Here is a 17281-nt window from a genome sequence, read left to right on the forward strand (position 1 = left end):
CTCCCGGTGGATAAATTCGTCAAATTTTCCCCTCAGACTACCCTTTCACCCAAAAACTGGCAACGTAACCCGATCGCCATCATGCTGAAGCGAGACAACAGAAGACAGCATTGCAAACCTGTGTTACAAACAAAGCCGAAACATACTTTCCAGTAAATTGCGGTGACGGTTTTTGCGGTTTAAGAACAGAACCCACGGTGTTAACAGCAATAATCAGGCTGTTTCACTCCGACATCCGCTTGCAGCATTTCTGGGGAGTTATATGCTGAAAGGGCGCTTTTTAAAGTAAGTGCCGTACAGGGAACTCTGAGCCCTGTGATTTTGGGCAGCGATAACAACAGAGGATAATAGCAAATGGTTCTCGGCAAGCCACAAACAGACCCGACTCTCGAATGGTTCCTGTCTCACTGTCATATACATAAGTATCCTTCTAAAAGTACGCTGATTCACCAAGGTGAAAAAGCCGAAACGCTGTACTACATCGTGAAAGGGTCGGTTGCCGTCCTGATTAAAGATGAAGAAGGCAAAGAAATGATACTGTCATACCTTAACCAAGGTGACTTCATCGGCGAGCTGGGACTCTTCGAAGAAGGGCAGGAACGCAGTGCCTGGGTGCGTGCTAAAACTGCCTGCGAAGTGGCTGAAATTTCTTATAAAAAATTCCGCCAGCTGATTCAGGTAAACCCGGATATTCTGATGCGTCTTTCCGCGCAGATGGCAAACCGTCTGCAAGTGACGTCAGAGAAAGTCGGCAACCTTGCCTTCCTCGACGTAACAGGCCGTATCGCGCAAACTTTGCTTAATCTGGCTAAACAGCCTGATGCAATGACCCATCCGGACGGGATGCAAATCAAGATAACCCGTCAGGAAATCGGCCAAATCGTCGGTTGTTCACGTGAAACAGTCGGACGTATTCTCAAAATGCTGGAAGATCAAAGCCTGATCTCCGCACACGGTAAAACGATTGTCGTTTACGGCACACGTTAATCCCTCAGAAATTGGCGCGACAGCTAACTGTCGCGCCTTTTTTATGGGCTAAGCTTTACGCATGACGCTATGGCGAAGACTGTTCTATCATCCCGAAGTTAACTACGCGCTGCGCCAGACGCTGGTGTTGTGCCTGCCTGTTGGCATTTGCTGGCTTTTTGGCAATCTGCAAATGGGTCTGCTGTTTTCCCTGTGCCCGGCCTGCTGCAATGTCGCGGGTCTGGATACGCCACACAAACGCTTTTTCAAACGTCTGATGGTCGGCGGCACGCTTTTTGCCCTGAGCAGCATTCTGCTGCAAGTGATGCTGGAAAGCTGGCACATTCCCCTGCCGCTCATCATGTTCTCGCTGGCGTTACTGCTGGGCGTGACCGGTGAAATCAGCCCGCTGCATGCGCGTCTGTTGCCCGGTGCGCTGGTGGCGACCATCTTCACGCTGAGCATGGTGGGTCTGCGCCCGATGTGGCAAGCTCCGGCGCTGTTCGCCGCAGGCACCGCCTGGTACGGTATCTTTAACTGGGCGTGGTTTCGTATTTCAAAAGAACAACCGATGCGCGAAACCCTCAGCCAGCTCTATCTGCAACTGGCAGATTACTTCGAGGCGAAATACAGCCTGCTGACGCAACACACCGATCCTGAAACCGCGCTACCGCCACTGCTGGCGCGTCAGCAACAGGTTATCGATCTGATTGCCCTGCTTTATCAGCAACTGCACATGCTGCCGCAACACGGACATCATCATCACCATAAGCGACTGTTCCAGCGTTTTCAGGTCGCACTCGATTTGCAGGAACACATCACGGTGAGCCTGCATCAGCCGGAAGAAGTGCAAAAGCTGGTGGAAGAAAGCCACGCCGAAGCGGTTATACGACGTAATGCGCAGGTGATCTCCGCCCGTCTGCGGGTCATCGCTGATGACATTCTTTATCACCGTTTATCCGGGCGATTTACGATGGCCAACGAACTGGCCGCGCTGGAGAAAATAGCCGCGCGCAATCCGGAGAATCCGGTCGGTCAATTTTGCTATTACCATTTCAGCCGCATTGCGCGTTTATTGCGGACACAACGTCCGCTGTACCGACGCGATCTGATGAACACTCAGCCCCGCTTACCTTTCTGGCCGGCGTTGAAAAGTTATCTTTCCTTTAAATCGGTCGCGCTGCGCAATGCTGCCCGGCTTGGCATCATCCTGGCGATTGGCAGCAGCCTTGGTCTGTTTTTCAATCTGCCCAAGCCCTACTGGATTTTGCTGACCATCATGCTGGTCAGCCAGAACGGCTATAACGCCACGCGCGTACGTATCCAGCACCGTGCGCTGGGGACGCTGGCCGGATTACTGATTGCATCCGGATTGCTGAAGCTGGAATTACCCGAAAGCACCACGTTGCTCTGCATGCTGCTGATTACTTTGTTGTCCTACACGGTTTTACGCAAAAACTACGGGCTGGCAATGGTAGGTATGACAGTGACAGCCGTGTATACCCTGCAACTGCTGGCGATGAATGGCGTACATTTTCTCGTACCACGGCTGATAGATACGCTGATCGGCTGTGCGCTGGCTTTCGGCGGCACCATCTGGTTGTGGCCGCAATGGCAAAGCGGTTTGCTGCGCCAGAATGCGCATCAGGCGCTGGAAACCTATCAGAACGCAATCCGGTTGCTGCTTGAGGAAAATCCGGATGCCGCGAAACTCGCTTACACCCGAATGCAGGTCAATCAGGCGCATAATAAACTGTTCACCTCACTGAATCAGGCAATGCAGGAACCGGGCTTTAACTCGCATTATCTGGCGGATATGCGTCTGTGGGTGACGCACAGTCAGTTTATTGTCGAGCACATCAATGCGATGACTATTCTCGCCCGCGAGCACTACATGCTGCCGGAGAAACTGGCGACGGAGTATTTGCAGACCTGCGAAATCGCGCTGCAAAGCTGTCAGCAGCGGTTGCTTTACGACGGGCCCGGTGGTGAGAACACCTTGTTTAATGCGCCGGAGCTGCATCCGGATATGCCGCTGACCGAAATGGAACGCCACCTGCGGAGGGTGATATCGCATCTGAGTGTGATGCATACTATTTCGTCACTGGCGTGGAAGCAGAGACCACATCATGGGATCTGGTTAACGCGGCGGGCGTGATTTATAACTCCCTCCCCCTGCAAAAGGGAGGGGGGGGGTATTAAGGTCGGCTTAATTGTCTGAGTTGCCCTCAAACCAACACCCCATCCCAGCCTTCCCCTCGTGAAAGGGGAAGGAGCAAAAGTAAAACCTTTCAGCCATTGCAGGATAGAAGTAAAACGTCGATCTCCCCTTCGCAAGGGGGGAGCAGTCAGCCTGTAACTTTTGCCACAGCTTTCTCAAAGCGCCCCATCCCTTCTTCAATATCCGCGAAGTCGATAACCAGTGATGGTGCAAACCGGATCACATTCGGGCCCGCCACCAGCATCATCAACCCGAACTCAGCGGCGGCGGCATGAAACTCTCCGGCGCGGTTTTTGAAGGCATCCGACAGCTCGGCGCCAATCAGCAACCCCTGCCCGCGGAATTCGCTGAAGACAGAATATTTCTGGTTGATGGCATCCAGCGCGCTGATGAATTTCTCGCGGCGTTCATTGATACCGGCCAGCACGTCTGGCGTATTGATAATATCCAGTGCGGCTTCGGCGACGGCACAGGCCAGCGGGTTACCGCCGTAGGTGGTGCCATGTTTGCCCGGTTCCATCACCGATGCAACGTCTTCCGTTGCCAGCATGGCGCTGACAGGGAAACCGCCGCCCAGCGCTTTGGCGGTGGTCAGAATGTCCGGCGTCACGCCGTAATGCATGTAGCTGAACAACTTACCGCTACGCCCCATACCGCTTTGCACTTCATCGAGCACCAGCAGTGCCTGATGTTTGTCGCAAAGTTCACGCAGCCCTTGCAGGAATTCTTTGGTGGCCGGTGTCACCCCGCCTTCGCCCTGAACGGGTTCGACCACAATTGCGCAGGTATGATCGTCGATCACCGCTTTTACCGCGTCCAGATCGTTGAAGGGCACATGTACGATGTCAGCAGGTTTCGGGCCGAAGCCGTCGGAATATTTCGGCTGTCCGCCGACTGAAACAGTAAACAACGTGCGGCCATGGAAAGCGTTATGGAAAGCGATGATCTTACTTTTGTACGGGCTGTGGCGGTGGGAAGCATAATAGCGCGCAAGTTTGAATGCGGCCTCATTAGCTTCAGCGCCGGAGTTGGCAAAAAATACGCGGTCGGCAAAAGTGGCGTCGATCAACTTCTGAGCCAGTCGCAGAGCGGGTTCGTTGGTAAATACGTTACTGACATGCCACAGAGTTTCACCCTGTTCATGCAAGGCTTTAACCAGTGCCGGATGACAATGTCCGAGCGCCGTAACCGCGATACCGCCAGCGAAATCAACGTATTCGGTGCCCTGCTGGTCCCACACGCGGCTGCCTTTGCCCTTCACCGGAATGAATTTCGCAGGTGAATAAACCGGCAAAATCACTTTGTCGAACGTACCCCGATCTACCGCTGATTTTTCTGCCATAACCGTTTTCCCTTACTGAAGTAATATGAAAATATAATCACAAAATATGCATAAAAAATCACGCACAGGCAAACAGAAATCACACCTGATGGGTAAGTAATTTTATCAGCAAGATTAACTGATTAGATTTTAAGGAAATTATCCAGAAGCTGATGCCCCTGTTCACTCAGAATGCTTTCCGGATGAAACTGAACGCCATGCAGCGGTAAGGTTTTGTGCATGATGCCCATAATTTCGTCGCGCTGGCCTTCGCGCTCAGTCCACGCGGTGACGTCAAAGCAATCGGGCAGCGTTTCGGGCGCAATCACCAGGGAATGGTAGCGCGTCACCGTCAGCGGATTATTCAGCCCGGTAAAAACGCTGTTGCCGGTATGGCAGATGGGAGAAGTTTTGCCATGAATGGCCTGGCGGGCGCGGACAATCTTTGCGCCGAATGCCTGCGCCATTGCCTGATGCCCGAGGCAGACGCCGAGAACCGGCAGTTTACCGGCAAAATGGGTGATGGCTTGCAGGGAAATTCCCGCCTGATCGGGCGTACACGGGCCGGGCGAAATCACCAGATGTGACGGGGAAAGCTGTTCGATATCCGCAATCGTCAGTTGATCGTTACGCACCACGCTGACTTTTGCCCCCAGCTCGCAAAAATATTGGTAGAGGTTGTAGGTAAACGAGTCGTAGTTGTCGATCAGCAGCAGCATGGTCAATCCCGGTAAAGTCGAAAAATTTACCGGGTAATTCTACGCATTTTTAACCGCAGGCTTCAGCCTTTTTGTCGATCAAGGTGCGCCGGTCAATGTGCCTCATCGATTTCACTGATCACCTGATTAAAAATCGCCACCAGGTCTGTTTCATCGCCAAAAACCGCCGTTTTGTTGGCGGCCAGCCAGCGCTCACGCCCGACTTTGGCCCACTCAATGTCATAACCGGCGTGGATAACCAGCTGCTCGATGAATATTCTCAGCGCGCGCCCGTTACCTTCCCGGAATGGATGCAACAGGTTCAGGCCGGTGTAATAGTGCGCCAGCCGTTCTGCCAGATTATCGTGCGGCCATCCGACCAGAAACTCTTCTTCTTCGAGTTCCTGCATCAGCGCGTTGCCTTCATTTTCGATGTATTCGAAATGGCAAAACTGCGTATCGTCTTTATAAATATCGATTTCGCGGAACTTGCCCGCCCACGGATAGATGTCCTGGAACAGGGAAAGATGGATAGCGCACAGATGCGGTAAGCCCATGGTGGCCGGGCCGAGCGGCATGGCGGCGGCGCGCAGTGCGGTGAAAGCCAGTTCGGCCTGCAACAGACGATGTTCCTCCCGGATCCCGAGGCTGTTTTTCAGAACGTTGATGCCGGGATAGTAGTAAGGATCGGCACCCGCCACGAGTTTATCGTTCATAGTGCCTCCTCAGCTCGGACAAGCGCTGCGAAATTTGTTCGTTATCCAGCGTGACGGCTTCAACCTGCAAACCATCAAGCAGACTGCTGGCCTGAAAGTTCTCCCGCTGACGTTCGCGAAAGAGTTTTTCCTGCTGTCTGAGGGTCATTTTTTTCGCCATATTTCCTCCCCGGATATGGCCATTCGGGCGCATACCTTGTGAAGGTAAGTATAGACAGAGAAAAAAGGGCACCCGGCTGAGTGCCCCAAACTCGGATTATTCAACAGCGATCGGCTGGCTGATGACGTCAGTTTTATGCTCACCCTGCAACGTTTTCACCCGGTCTTCGAGCTGCTTAACCGCCTGCGCGTCTGGCAACAGCGAGTATTTCAGCTCGAACACGGTGCTCTGGCCGGGTTGCAGTTGTTTCACGCGGCCTTGTTTACGCTCAATCGTCACCGGATAAGCATAGTTGGTGCCCGGTTCAATACCGGTGACATATCCCTGTTTCAGCATGTCGGTGTTTTTCCACAGCGTCAGCAGCGGAAGCTGATGGGTATCGAACTCGATCGACGCGCCTTTATCACCGGCTTTGTTGACGACGCCCGCGACGGTTTTACCCTGCGCATCCGCCAGCGGCACCATGTTGAAGACCATTTCATCGAAGCCTTTGGTTGGCCCTGCGTAAGTCTGCCAGTCGGTCAGGCCCTTTTTGGCGTAATCGTTGAACGGAGAAATGGATTTTAGTGGTGCAATAAAGCGAGCGCCCTGCTCAAGGATTGGCTGACCAAAGTTGCTGTGATAAATAATCTGGTAGTCGTGCGGATAGTCCGACGAGTTGGTGAGTTCATCGTGAATGGTCCAGGACTGGCTGCCCGGCACGTAGCGCAGCTCAGTCCAGGTTTCCAGCCTGGCTTTCTTGAAGGTATCTTCTTTGAGCAGCCCGCGCACGGTGATTTCGTACGGCGCTTTTTCTGCAATCTCCACCACGACTTTCGACGCTGGCGTGTTGCCTGCGCGGCCATGCAGCGTATAAATCATGCCGTCCGCGGTCACCGGATGGCCGGTCCATTCAAAGCCGCAGCGCACCATCATTTCGTTGAAACCTTCCAGCCAGCCTACGCCGTTGCGGCTTTCCAGATTGATGTACGCCGGATTCACCACTTCCTGCACCGGCGAATCCCAGCCCAGCCGGATGTTATCGCCGGTGACATGCAGTAAATCCATGCCGCGCGTCGGGCTCAGGGCGATGGTCAGCCCTTTGCTGGTGATCGTAATGACTTTCGACCCTTCCTGTTTACCGCCGTGCAAAACTTTTTGTTCGATGCTGAAATCTGCACCGGCGATATTCAGCTTTTTGCTGTCAGTTTTCCAGTTTCCCAGTTCAGTACCGGCTTCAGCATCCGTCAGCACGATAGTTTGTGCGGCAGCCTGCCACGAAAAAAGCCCCATGACGATCCCGGTTACGAGTAATTTTTTCACATCCACTCCTTTTTGCTGAATTGATTTAGCCCAAAAGCAATTCAGCCTACAAATCCCGCAGGATGAAAAACGTGACAGTCTTCACCTTGATAGGTTTTGCCGTAAAACCACCTGCCACAACGTGCTCAGGGTGGCAAAAGAAGAATGAAACGGGATTTGTTACAGGAAATAGTGCGAAGTCAGGCAGAGAAAACACATACAAAGCTGACGCGTTTCAGCTTCGTGTGTTGAACAGAAGAGATTACTTTTTACGGCCACCCATAATTGAGCCCAAAACGCCGCGCAGAATCTGTCGCCCTAAATCGCGGGCCATACTTTTGGCGGCAACCTGCACCACACCGTCGCGTTTGCCGCCACGCGGGCCGGTGCTGCCGAACAGGATTTCATTGAGCCCCCCCATCAGGCCGCCGCCGGATCCGGCTTCCGCCGTGGGTTTAGCCGCGCCGCCCGGTTGCGGGGCAGCCACGGTACCGAAGCCCTGTGCGGTGATTTTTTCATACGCGGATTCGCGATCCACGCTGTCTTCGTAGCGGCCATACAACGGCGACTGATTGATGGCTTTATTGCGCTCATCTTCCGCCAGCATGCCCATTTTTGATTCGGGGGCGATGACCATGGCACGCTGCACAATTTCCGGCCGCCCTTTTTCGTCGAGGAAAGACACCAGCGCTTCGCCGACGCCCAGCTCGCTAATCACCACTTCCGCATCGAACGCCGGATTGGCGCGCATGGTCTGCGCCGCGGCTTTTACCGCTTTCTGGTCGCGTGGCGTAAAGGCGCGCAAAGCGTGCTGAACCCGGTTGCCAAGCTGCCCGAGCACGCTGTCAGGAATATCCAGCGGGTTCTGTGTGACGAAGTAAATCCCGACGCCTTTAGAACGGATGAGGCGCACCACCTGTTCGATTTTCGTCAGTAACGCTTCAGGCGCGTCATTGAACAACAGATGCGCTTCATCAAAGAAAAACACCAACTTCGGCTGTTCAGGGTCACCCACTTCCGGCAGAAGTTCGAACAGTTCCGCCAGCAGCCAGAGCAGGAAAACAGAATAGAGTTTGGGCTGATTAATCAGCTTATCTGCGGCCAGCAGATTGATGATCCCATGACCGTTTTTATCGGTGCGCATCAGATCGTTGATATCCAGCATCGGCTCGCCGAAGAACTGATTCGCGCCCTGACCTTCCAGCGTCATCAGGCCGCGCTGAATCGCCCCGATAGACGCCGTGGAAATATTGCCGTACTGCGTCTGGAACTGCTTCGCGTTTTCGCCGGTAAACTGCACCATCGCGCGCAAATCTTTCATGTCGAGCAGCAAAAGTCCGTTGTCATCGGCAATCTTGAAAACCAGCTGCAACACGCCGCTTTGCACGTCATTCAGATCCAGCAACCGCGCCAGCAATAACGGCCCGAGATCGGAAATCGTGGCGCGGATCGGATGACCTTTTTCACCGAAAATATCCCACGGGATAATGCTGCACGCCTGCGGCTGCCAGTCAGTGACGCCGATATTCTTCAGGCGCGCGGCGAGTTTTTCCGAAGGCACGCCTTCTGCGCCAATCCCCGATAAATCCCCTTTTACATCGGCCAGAAAAACAGGAATGCCGATACGCGAAAACTGTTCAGCCATGCGTTGCAGCGTGACCGTTTTACCTGTGCCGGTCGCGCCAGTTATTAATCCATGCCGGTTCGCCAGAGCAGGCAGGATCACCAGATCCTGAACCGGCTGGCCTTCATTCATGGCTTTGGCAATAAGGCGGGGTTCGCTCATTTCTTTTTCCTTGAAAGTGGGACGCGGTAACGCTCTTTAAAACCTATTAGTCAGGACAAGGGGCGTCAAGAAACACCCAACAAAAAGCCTCCCGAAAGGAGGCTTAGATTCTTTGCAGAAAGGAACCGGAAAGCTGAATGTTATGGCAAGACTTTCGCAGAGAGGATAACAATCGGCGTGGTCGGAACGTTCTGGTATGGCCCGACGTTATCGGTTTTCACGGAAGACATTTTGTCGACCACGTCCATGCCTTTGATGACTTTACCGAAAACGGCATAGCCAAAATCACGCTGACCGTGATCCAGGAAAGCATTGTCTGCCACGTTGATGAAGAACTGGCTGGTCGCGCTGTCTTTATCGGCAGTACGCGCCATAGCAACGGTGCCGCGCAGGTTACGCAGGCCGTTGTCAGCTTCGTTCTTAATCGGTTCTTTGGTCGCTTTCTGCTGCATGTCAGTCGTAAAGCCACCGCCCTGAACCATGAAGCCCGGGATCACGCGATGAAAAATGGTGTTGTTGTAATAGCCGCTCTGCGCGTAATCGACGAAATTCTTCACAGAAACCGGTGCCTTCGCACTGTCGAGTTCCAATTCGATATTCCCTGCTGAAGTGGTCAGCATTACGTGGGTTTGACCGGCGGCGAAAACCGGTGACATTGCAGTCAGGGATAGCAGCGCAGTTAAGGCCACTAAAGTACGTTTAAACATGACGGTTCCTTTCTTCAGAATACAAACAACAGATCCCACTGATTCTAAAGAGGCTTTAGGCTCAGCGCCAGACCTTTACCTTTATTTACGCTTAAAACTAAATTATTCAGATATTTCATAATATTACACGGTATTTATCTTAGCGTTAGCTGTTGAAATCTACCGGGTAATCTTTATCAAGATGGATGACCGTTTTTGCCGGTTCGGTTTGCGCGATAAGACGTCCCTGACGGATGGAATATCGCACCGGCGTCTGACGGCGGACAGCATCAAAACCATTCTGTGCAGGCAGGATCACCAGGTTCGCCGGATTGCCATCTTGCAGCGCGTAATCCGTCAGATTCATTGTTCGCGCGCTGTACGTGGTAATCAGCTTCAGGCCATCGTCAATTTGCTGATATCCCATCAGCTGGCAAACATGCAGCCCCATGTGCAAAACCTGCAACATATTGGCGGTGCCCAGCGGATACCACGGATCAAAAACGTCATCGTGACCGAAGCAGACGTTAATCCCCGCCTCCAGCATTTCTTTCACGCGCGTAATACCGCGACGTTTAGGATAGGTATCAAAGCGCCCTTGCAGATGAATGTTCACCAGCGGATTGGCGACAAAATTGATGCCCGACATTTTCAGCAGACGGAACAGCCGCGAAGTATACGCACCGTTATATGAGTGCATCGCGGTGGTATGGCTGGCGGTAACGCGCTGGCCCATGTTTTCACGCAGCGCCAGCGCCGCCACGGTTTCCACAAAACGCGATTGTTCATCATCGATTTCATCGCAATGCACGTCGATGAGCCTGTTGTATTTCTGCGCCAGCGCAAAGGTTTTGTGCAGCGACTCCACGCCATATTCGCGGGTAAATTCAAAATGCGGAATCGCGCCGACAACGTCAGCACCCAGTTTCAGCGCCTCTTCCAGCAGGGCTTCGCCGTCGGGATACGACATAATCCCTTCCTGCGGAAACGCCACGATTTGCAGCGTAACCCACGGCGCGACTTCGGCTTTCACTTCCAGCATGGCTTTCAGCGCGGTCAGCGTCGGGTCGGAGACATCAACGTGCGTACGGACGTGCTGAATGCCGTTGGCAATCTGCCATTTCAGCGTCTTCCACGCGCGCTGTTTTACATCCTCATGCGTGAGCACGGCCTTGCGTTCTGCCCAGCGTTCAATGCCTTCAAACAGCGTACCGGACTGGTTCCACGCGGGCTGACCGGCGGTTTGCGTCGTATCAAGGTGAATATGCGGTTCGATAAAAGGCGGGATCGCCAGCCCGCCTTCCGCATCCAGGATGTGATCGCCGTAATCGGCATTATCCAGCTGCGAAACGATATGGCGGATCACACCGTCTTCGATTTCTATCTGCCACAACCCTTCCCGATCAGGCAGACGGACATTTTTAATGGTACGCAAAGGAGTTTTCGTCACGCATTACCTCATCGTTTTAGAAAGACTGCGTCGTCAGTGATTGTAAGGCCAATCTTAGAACAATAGCCTGAAAGTGTTTATAAATCGAAAGGTTACACAAAAACCCAATGAAATCAGCTAAATACCTACTAAGGGGTATATTGGAAGCGGCTTGATTTGTATCAATACCCCCTGTTACGCGCGGGTTATGTTTAGCCTCATAAAATCAAAATTGAGGCAATTATGAGCAAAGTCAGACTCGCGATTATTGGTAACGGCATGGTCGGCCATCGCTTTATCGAGGATTTGCTGGATAAAGCGGAGCCGGATCAGTTCGATATCACGGTATTATGTGAAGAGCCGCGCGTGGCCTATGACCGCGTCCATCTTTCCTCTTACTTTTCACACCATACCGCCGAAGAACTGTCGCTGGTTCGCGAAGGATTTTACGAAAAGCACAACGTCAACGTACTGATCGGCGAACGCGCCATCACGCTGAACCGCAAAGAAAAAGTGATCCACTCCAGCAGCGGCCGCACGGTGTACTACGACAAACTGATTATCGCGACCGGTTCCTACCCGTGGGTACCCCCGATCCTCGGTTCTGACGGCCAGGACTGCTTCGTTTACCGCACCATTGAAGATTTGCACGCCATCGAATCCTGCGCCCGTCGCAGCAAACGCGGTGCCGTCGTCGGCGGCGGTTTGCTCGGGCTGGAAGCGGCGGGTGCCCTGAAAAACCTCGGTGTTGAAACGCATGTGGTTGAATTCGCACCCGGTCTGATGGCGGAACAGCTTGATGTGATGGGCGGCAGCCAGCTGCGCCAGAAAATCGAAAGCATGGGCGTGCAGGTGCACACCGCGAAAAACACCAGACAAATCATTCAGGGCGGAAGCTCTGCCCGCAAAACCATGGAATTCGCTGACGGCACCGCGCTGGAAGTCGATTTTATCGTGTTCTCTACCGGCATCCGTCCTCAGGACAAACTGGCGCGCCAGTGTGATCTCGAAATTGCACCGCGCGGCGGCATCGTCATTAACGACCAGTGCCAGACCAGCGATCCGGACGTTTACGCCATCGGCGAATGTGCGTCGTGGAATCAGCGTACCTTCGGTCTGGTCGCACCGGGCTACAAAATGGCGCAGGTCACCGCAGACCATCTTCTGGGCCGCGAAAATACCTTCACCGGCGCAGACATGAGCGCCAAGCTGAAACTGCTCGGCGTTGACGTTGCGGGTATCGGCGATGCACACGCACGCACACCGGGCGCCCGCAGCTACGTCTATCTGGATGAAAGCAAAGCGTTATACAAACGTCTGGTCGTCAGCGAAGACAACAAAACGTTGCTCGGCGCGGTTCTGGTCGGCGACACCAGCGATTACGGCAATCTGTTGCAACTGGTGCTTAACAGCATCGAACTGCCGGAAAACCCGGATGCACTTATCCTGCCTGCCCACGCGGGCAGCGGCGGCGCAGTGATCGGCACCGACGCCTTGCCGGAAAGCGCGCAAATCTGCTCCTGTTTTGACGTCACCAAAGGCGACATCATCAAAGCGGTTCAGGGCGGATGCCACACAGTCGCGGCGCTGAAATCCGCAACCAAAGCCGGGACCGGCTGCGGCGGTTGTATTCCGCTGGTCACACAAGTGCTGAACGCTGAGCTGAGCAAACAGGGCATCGAAGTAAACCATCACCTGTGCGAGCACTTTGCTTATTCGCGTCAGGAGCTGTATCACCTGATCCGCGTCGAAGGCATCCGTTCGTTTGACGATCTGCTCAATAAATACGGCAAAGGTTATGGCTGCGAAGTGTGTAAACCGACTGTCGGTTCGCTGCTCGCCTCCTGCTGGAATGATTATGTGCTGAAAGCACAGCACACGCCGCTTCAGGACACCAATGACGTCTTCCTCGCCAACATGCAAAAAGATGGCACGTATTCTGTTATCCCGCGCTCACCGGGCGGCGAAATCACGCCACAAGGCCTGATGGCGATTGGCGAAATTGCAGCGGAATATAACCTCTACACCAAAATTACCGGCTCCCAGCGCATCGGGATGTTCGGCGCGCAGAAAGACGATTTACCGGCTATCTGGCAGAAACTGATTAACGCCGGTTTCGAAACCGGTCAGGCGTATGCGAAAGCGCTGCGCATGGCGAAAACCTGCGTCGGCAGCACCTGGTGTCGCTACGGCGTTGGCGACAGTCTCGGTTTCGGCATCAGTCTGGAAAACCGCTACAAAGGCATCCGCACACCACACAAAATGAAGTTCGGCGTCTCCGGTTGTACCCGTGAATGTTCGGAAGCTCAGGGCAAAGACGTCGGGATTATCGCCACCGAAAACGGCTGGAACCTGTATGTCTGCGGCAACGGCGGTATGAAACCGCGCCACGGCGATCTGCTGGCCGCCGATCTGGATAACGAAACGCTGCTGCGCTATCTCGACCGCTTCATGATGTTCTACATCCGCACCGCCGATAAGCTTCAACGCACCTCGGTCTGGATGGACAACCTCGAAGGCGGCATCGACTATCTGCGCAAAGTGATTATCGATAACAAACTCGGCCTGAACGATCAGCTGGAAGCCGAACTGGCACGTCTGCGCGAATCTGCGGTTTGCGAATGGCAGGAAACGCTGAACGACCCGGCGGCGCAGACCCGCTTCACGCACTTTATCAACAGCGCGCAGCGCGACCCGAACGTCCAGTTCGTGTCAGAACGCGAACAGCACCGTCCGGCGCGCCCGGACGAACGCATTCCGGTGAAAATGATCGCCGACGGGGAGGAAGTATTATGAGCCAGTGGTTAACGCTTTGTTCTGTTGAGCAAATCCTGCCGGGCTGCGGCGTTTGCGCGCTGGCGGGCAATCAGCAAGTTGCGCTGTTCCGTCCTTACGCTGATGAGCAGATTTTCGCGCTGTCGAATATCGATCCCTTCGCAAAATCAAGCGTGCTGTCACGCGGGATTATTGCCGAACATCAGGGCGAATTGTGGGTCGCCAGCCCGCTGAAAAAACAGCATTTTCGCCTGACGGATGGTTTGTGTATGGAAGACGATACGCATTCGATTCCGGCCTTTGAGGTTCGTGTTCAGGGCGGCAGCGTGGAAATCAATACCACCAGCCTTCACGCAGAAACCTGCTAAACTCCGCGCCTTTCACGCCGCCTTCGGGCGGCGTTGTTATCTGCTTTCGGGAACGTCGTCATGGATTATTTGCCCCTCTTTTGTCAGTTAAAAAACAGAGCCTGTCTGCTGGTGGGCGCCGGTGACGTTGCCGAACGCAAAGCCCGTTTGCTGCTCGATGCCGGTGCGAAACTGACGGTCAACGCCCTCACCTTCACGTCGCAATTTGAGATTTGGGCAGACGAAGGCAAAGTCCGCCTGCTGAAAGGCGAATTCTCGCCGCTGCTGGTCGATGAAAAGTGGCTGGTCATTGCCGCGACGGATTCTGATTTAGTGAATCAGGAAGTCAGCGAAGCCGCCGAGCAACGCCGCGTTTTCTGTAACGTGGTGGATGCACCGGAAAGCGCGAGCGTGATCATGCCGTCGATTATCGACCGTTCACCACTGATGATCGCCGTCTCTTCCGGCGGCAATGCGCCGGTTCTGGCGCGCCTGTTACGCGAACGTCTGGAATCCATTTTGCCGCAACATCTGGGCAAACTGGCGCAGGTAGCGGGCGGATTACGCGCACGGGTCAAAGCGCAGTTCAGCGAAATGTCCGACCGCCGCCGCTGGTGGGAAAAGCTGTTTAATCATCATCGTCTGGCGCAATCACTGGCCAATAATGACGACGCGCAAAGCGGGCAATATCTCGAAGAATTATTCAGCGAGCCGGTGGATAAACACGGTGAAGTGATTCTGGTTGGTGCCGGGCCGGGCGATGCCGGTCTGCTGACGCTCAAGGGTTTGCAGCAAATGCAGCTGGCCGACGTGGTGGTTTATGACCGGCTGGTTTCCGACGGCGTGCTGAATCTGGTGCGCCGCGACGCCGAGCGCATTTTCGTCGGCAAGCGCGCCGGGCATCATTGTGTTGCCCAGGAGCGCATCAACGAAATTCTGCTGGAACAGGCGCAAATGGGTAAACGCGTTGTGCGCCTGAAAGGTGGCGATCCGTTTATCTTTGGTCGCGGCGGCGAAGAGCTGGAAGCACTGAAAGCCGCGGGCATCGCGTTTTCCGTTGTGCCAGGCATCACGGCCGCCTCGGGTTGTTCCGCCTACAGCGGCATTCCGCTGACGCACCGCGATCATGCGCAAAGCGTACGGCTAATCACCGGCCACGCCAAACAGGACGGCGCACTCGACTGGGCATGTCTGGCGCAGGGTCAGCAAACGCTGGTGTTTTATATGGGGCTGACGCAGGCGGGCGAGATCCAACGGCGTCTGCTGGAAAACGGTCTGGCAGCACAAACGCCTGTCGCGCTGGTCGAAAACGGTACCAGCCGGCAGCAGCGCGTGGTCACCGGAAACCTGACTGACCTCGAAAATCTGGCTAAACAGGTGCAAAGCCCGAGCCTGATTATCGTCGGCAGCGTGGTCAGCCTGCGCCATAAACTCAACTGGTTTGCCAGCGAAACGCCGCAGTAACACCCCTCCCCGCCCGAAAACTCCATTTATTTTTTTAATCAATTCAGAGAAGTGATATGACTTTCACTTCTCTGCCTTAAATTATAAGAGAATTCTTATAACAGAATAAAATTCCTGAATTTCGGGATTCACTCTCTTAAAACCAAAATAATCACCCCACACAAATGGAATATTCAGAATCTTCAACTTAGACTTTAAGTACGCCGACTGTGGCGTAATCTCCCGTGGAGGGTCAAATCATGCGCCATACCATTCATGTTGGTCATGTTAACAAGGTTGCTTTGGCAATCTTAGTCGCCCTGTCACTGGCTGCCTGTAGCGGCAGTGGCGGCGGCGGTTCTTCTCATACGGCAAAAACGTCCACCACCGGCTCGGCAACGACCGGAGACGGGACAACAACAGGCAGTGACGGCACCACGACCGCCGGAAATGGAACCGGAACAGGCACCACAACGACCGGTGACGGAACCACCACCGCAGGTAATGGAACCGGCACCGGAACGGGTACGGGGACAGGCACCGGGACGGGTACCGGAACAGGGACAGGGACCGGATCGACATCCACCACACTCACTACCGGCACCATCCTGAGCAGTGCGGGTGGCGCAGTCAGTGGCCTGGGGACACAAGTCAGCAGTATCGCCAGCCAGACACCTATCAGTAATATTCCGGTCGCAGGTTCAGGCGTTGTGACAATTGTTGACAGCGCCGGGAATGCGGTGACGTCCGTGGGCAGCGGTATTCAAAACGGTGTCGGCCAGTTTGGCACCAATCCTAATGCCATCGGCACCACGGTCGCAGGCGTGCCAAAAGCCGTGGCTGATTTAGGCACCGGCGTATCCGGTCTTGGAACGTCCATTGCCGCTAACACCGCCGGCACGCCGCTGGGTGGCATAACCGGTGCGACGGGCGGTCTGGTGAATAACGTCGGATCACTGGTCACCACGACCGGTAACGGTCTGGCGCAAAACGTACAGAGCGGCGCGCTTTCCGGCGTCACGACGGCAGCGACGGGCATCGTGACGCCGGTTGTCGCCAATGTACAAACCACCACCCAAGCCGTGGGCGGCGCGACCGGTTTAGGTACGCCTGTTAACGGTTTGCTGAATCAGGTGGGCGGCGCGGTCAGCTCCGTCGGGACACAGGTTTCTACCAGCACACCGGCGCTGGCGGGTCTGGGCACCGCAGTTACAGATACCGGCCAGGCAGTGTCTAAAACCGGTACGCTTCTGGTTCCGGCCAGCAGCACAACGACGACCACCGCCAGTAATTCCGGTGGTATTTCTGCTGGCGCAGGCGCTTCGCTCACACAATCAGGCGGCCTGATTGCGGGCGTCGGGACCACGCTGGGGACGGTCACCGGCGGGCTGGGCCTGAAGGTGAATAAAACACCATAGTACATTGTTGTAAAAAGCCCGTTGTCCGGACATC

At 54.5% G+C, this 17281-nt stretch carries 14 protein-coding genes; 6 read left to right on the forward strand and 8 right to left on the reverse strand.

What is annotated here, in order from left to right; all coding sequences use genetic code 11:
* Positions 1–354: 354 nt before the first annotated feature.
* A complete protein-coding gene (gene crp, locus J1782_RS19725) occupies positions 355–987 on the forward strand; it encodes a cAMP-activated global transcriptional regulator CRP (protein ID WP_013573634.1) in 633 nt (210 codons plus the stop codon).
* A gap of 61 nt (positions 988–1048) precedes the next feature.
* A complete protein-coding gene (locus J1782_RS19730; RefSeq protein ID WP_165061080.1) occupies positions 1049–3124 on the forward strand; it encodes a YccS/YhfK family putative transporter in 2076 nt (691 codons plus the stop codon).
* Between the two features lie 190 nt (positions 3125–3314).
* Here J1782_RS19730 and J1782_RS19735 read toward each other — a convergent pair whose 3' ends face one another.
* From J1782_RS19735 to J1782_RS19770, 8 genes are all read right to left on the reverse strand, one after another.
* Positions 3315–4529 carry an aspartate aminotransferase family protein gene (locus J1782_RS19735; protein ID WP_165061078.1) on the reverse strand — a complete coding sequence of 405 codons (1215 nt, stop codon included), beginning with the start codon at positions 4527–4529 and terminating at the stop codon, positions 3315–3317.
* Between the two features lie 122 nt (positions 4530–4651).
* The gene (locus J1782_RS19740; RefSeq protein WP_152327497.1) at positions 4652–5227 is read right to left on the reverse strand and encodes an aminodeoxychorismate synthase component II; all 576 of its coding nucleotides are present in this window, start codon (positions 5225–5227) and stop codon (positions 4652–4654) included.
* 92 nt (positions 5228–5319) lie between these two features.
* Complete coding sequence (locus J1782_RS19745; RefSeq protein WP_152327498.1) at positions 5320–5922, reverse strand: putative adenosine monophosphate-protein transferase Fic; 603 nt, start codon at positions 5920–5922, stop codon at positions 5320–5322.
* Entirely contained in the window at positions 5912–6082 is a 171-nt protein-coding gene (locus tag J1782_RS19750; protein WP_152327499.1) for a YhfG family protein, read from the reverse strand. The genes J1782_RS19745 and J1782_RS19750 overlap by 11 nt, the downstream gene beginning before the upstream one ends.
* 96 nt (positions 6083–6178) lie before the next feature.
* Positions 6179–7384: an aldose 1-epimerase family protein gene (locus J1782_RS19755; protein ID WP_217153767.1), complete on the reverse strand. Its 1206-nt coding sequence runs from the start codon at positions 7382–7384 to the stop codon at positions 6179–6181.
* Between the two features lie 241 nt (positions 7385–7625).
* Positions 7626–9149, reverse strand: a complete 1524-nt coding sequence (locus J1782_RS19760) for a helicase HerA-like domain-containing protein (RefSeq protein WP_217153768.1) — start codon at positions 9147–9149, stop codon at positions 7626–7628.
* A 140-nt stretch (positions 9150–9289) separates the two neighbouring features.
* A complete protein-coding gene (ppiA, locus tag J1782_RS19765; RefSeq protein ID WP_152327502.1) occupies positions 9290–9856 on the reverse strand; it encodes a peptidylprolyl isomerase A in 567 nt (188 codons plus the stop codon).
* Positions 9857–10001: 145 nt separating this feature from the next.
* Positions 10002–11285 carry a cytosine deaminase gene (locus J1782_RS19770; RefSeq protein ID WP_165061051.1) on the reverse strand — a complete coding sequence of 428 codons (1284 nt, stop codon included), beginning with the start codon at positions 11283–11285 and terminating at the stop codon, positions 10002–10004.
* A gap of 222 nt (positions 11286–11507) precedes the next feature.
* On the opposite strand from J1782_RS19770, the gene nirB reads away from it, so the two are divergent.
* From nirB to J1782_RS19790, 4 genes are all read left to right on the forward strand, one after another.
* Complete coding sequence (nirB, locus tag J1782_RS19775; protein ID WP_217153769.1) at positions 11508–14060, forward strand: nitrite reductase large subunit NirB; 2553 nt, start codon at positions 11508–11510, stop codon at positions 14058–14060.
* Entirely contained in the window at positions 14057–14407 is a 351-nt protein-coding gene (gene nirD, locus J1782_RS19780) for a nitrite reductase small subunit NirD (RefSeq protein ID WP_217153770.1), read from the forward strand. Before nirB ends, nirD begins: the two co-directional genes overlap by 4 nt.
* A 60-nt stretch (positions 14408–14467) precedes the next feature.
* On the forward strand, positions 14468–15850 hold the full coding sequence (gene cysG / locus J1782_RS19785; RefSeq protein WP_217153771.1) for a siroheme synthase CysG: 1383 nt from the start codon (positions 14468–14470) through the stop codon (positions 15848–15850).
* A gap of 239 nt (positions 15851–16089) precedes the next feature.
* A complete protein-coding gene (locus J1782_RS19790) occupies positions 16090–17247 on the forward strand; it encodes a collagen-like triple helix repeat-containing protein (protein WP_208950308.1) in 1158 nt (385 codons plus the stop codon).
* Positions 17248–17281: the final 34 nt, after the last annotated feature.

It is taken from the genome of Rahnella sp. BCC 1045 (assembly GCF_019049615.1).
GTDB lineage: Bacteria > Pseudomonadota > Gammaproteobacteria > Enterobacterales > Enterobacteriaceae > Rahnella > Rahnella contaminans.

Excerpts from the sequence above, each read along its gene's own strand:
- crp (WP_013573634.1), top strand. The coding sequence starts at position 355 with ATGGTTCTCGGCAAGCCACAAACAGACCCGACTCTCGAATGGTTCCTG.
- nirD (WP_217153770.1), top strand. The coding sequence starts at position 14,057 with ATGAGCCAGTGGTTAACGCTTTGTTCTGTTGAGCAAATCCTGCCGGGC.
- J1782_RS19730 (WP_165061080.1), top strand. The coding sequence starts at position 1,049 with ATGACGCTATGGCGAAGACTGTTCTATCATCCCGAAGTTAACTACGCG.
- J1782_RS19745 (WP_152327498.1), bottom strand. The coding sequence starts at position 5,922 with ATGAACGATAAACTCGTGGCGGGTGCCGATCCTTACTACTATCCCGGC.
- J1782_RS19760 (WP_217153768.1), bottom strand. The coding sequence starts at position 9,149 with ATGAGCGAACCCCGCCTTATTGCCAAAGCCATGAATGAAGGCCAGCCG.
- cysG (WP_217153771.1), top strand. The coding sequence starts at position 14,468 with ATGGATTATTTGCCCCTCTTTTGTCAGTTAAAAAACAGAGCCTGTCTG.
- ppiA (WP_152327502.1), bottom strand. The coding sequence starts at position 9,856 with ATGTTTAAACGTACTTTAGTGGCCTTAACTGCGCTGCTATCCCTGACT.
- nirB (WP_217153769.1), top strand. The coding sequence starts at position 11,508 with ATGAGCAAAGTCAGACTCGCGATTATTGGTAACGGCATGGTCGGCCAT.
- J1782_RS19750 (WP_152327499.1), bottom strand. The coding sequence starts at position 6,082 with ATGGCGAAAAAAATGACCCTCAGACAGCAGGAAAAACTCTTTCGCGAA.
- J1782_RS19790 (WP_208950308.1), top strand. The coding sequence starts at position 16,090 with ATGCGCCATACCATTCATGTTGGTCATGTTAACAAGGTTGCTTTGGCA.
- J1782_RS19735 (WP_165061078.1), bottom strand. The coding sequence starts at position 4,529 with ATGGCAGAAAAATCAGCGGTAGATCGGGGTACGTTCGACAAAGTGATT.
- J1782_RS19740 (WP_152327497.1), bottom strand. The coding sequence starts at position 5,227 with ATGCTGCTGCTGATCGACAACTACGACTCGTTTACCTACAACCTCTAC.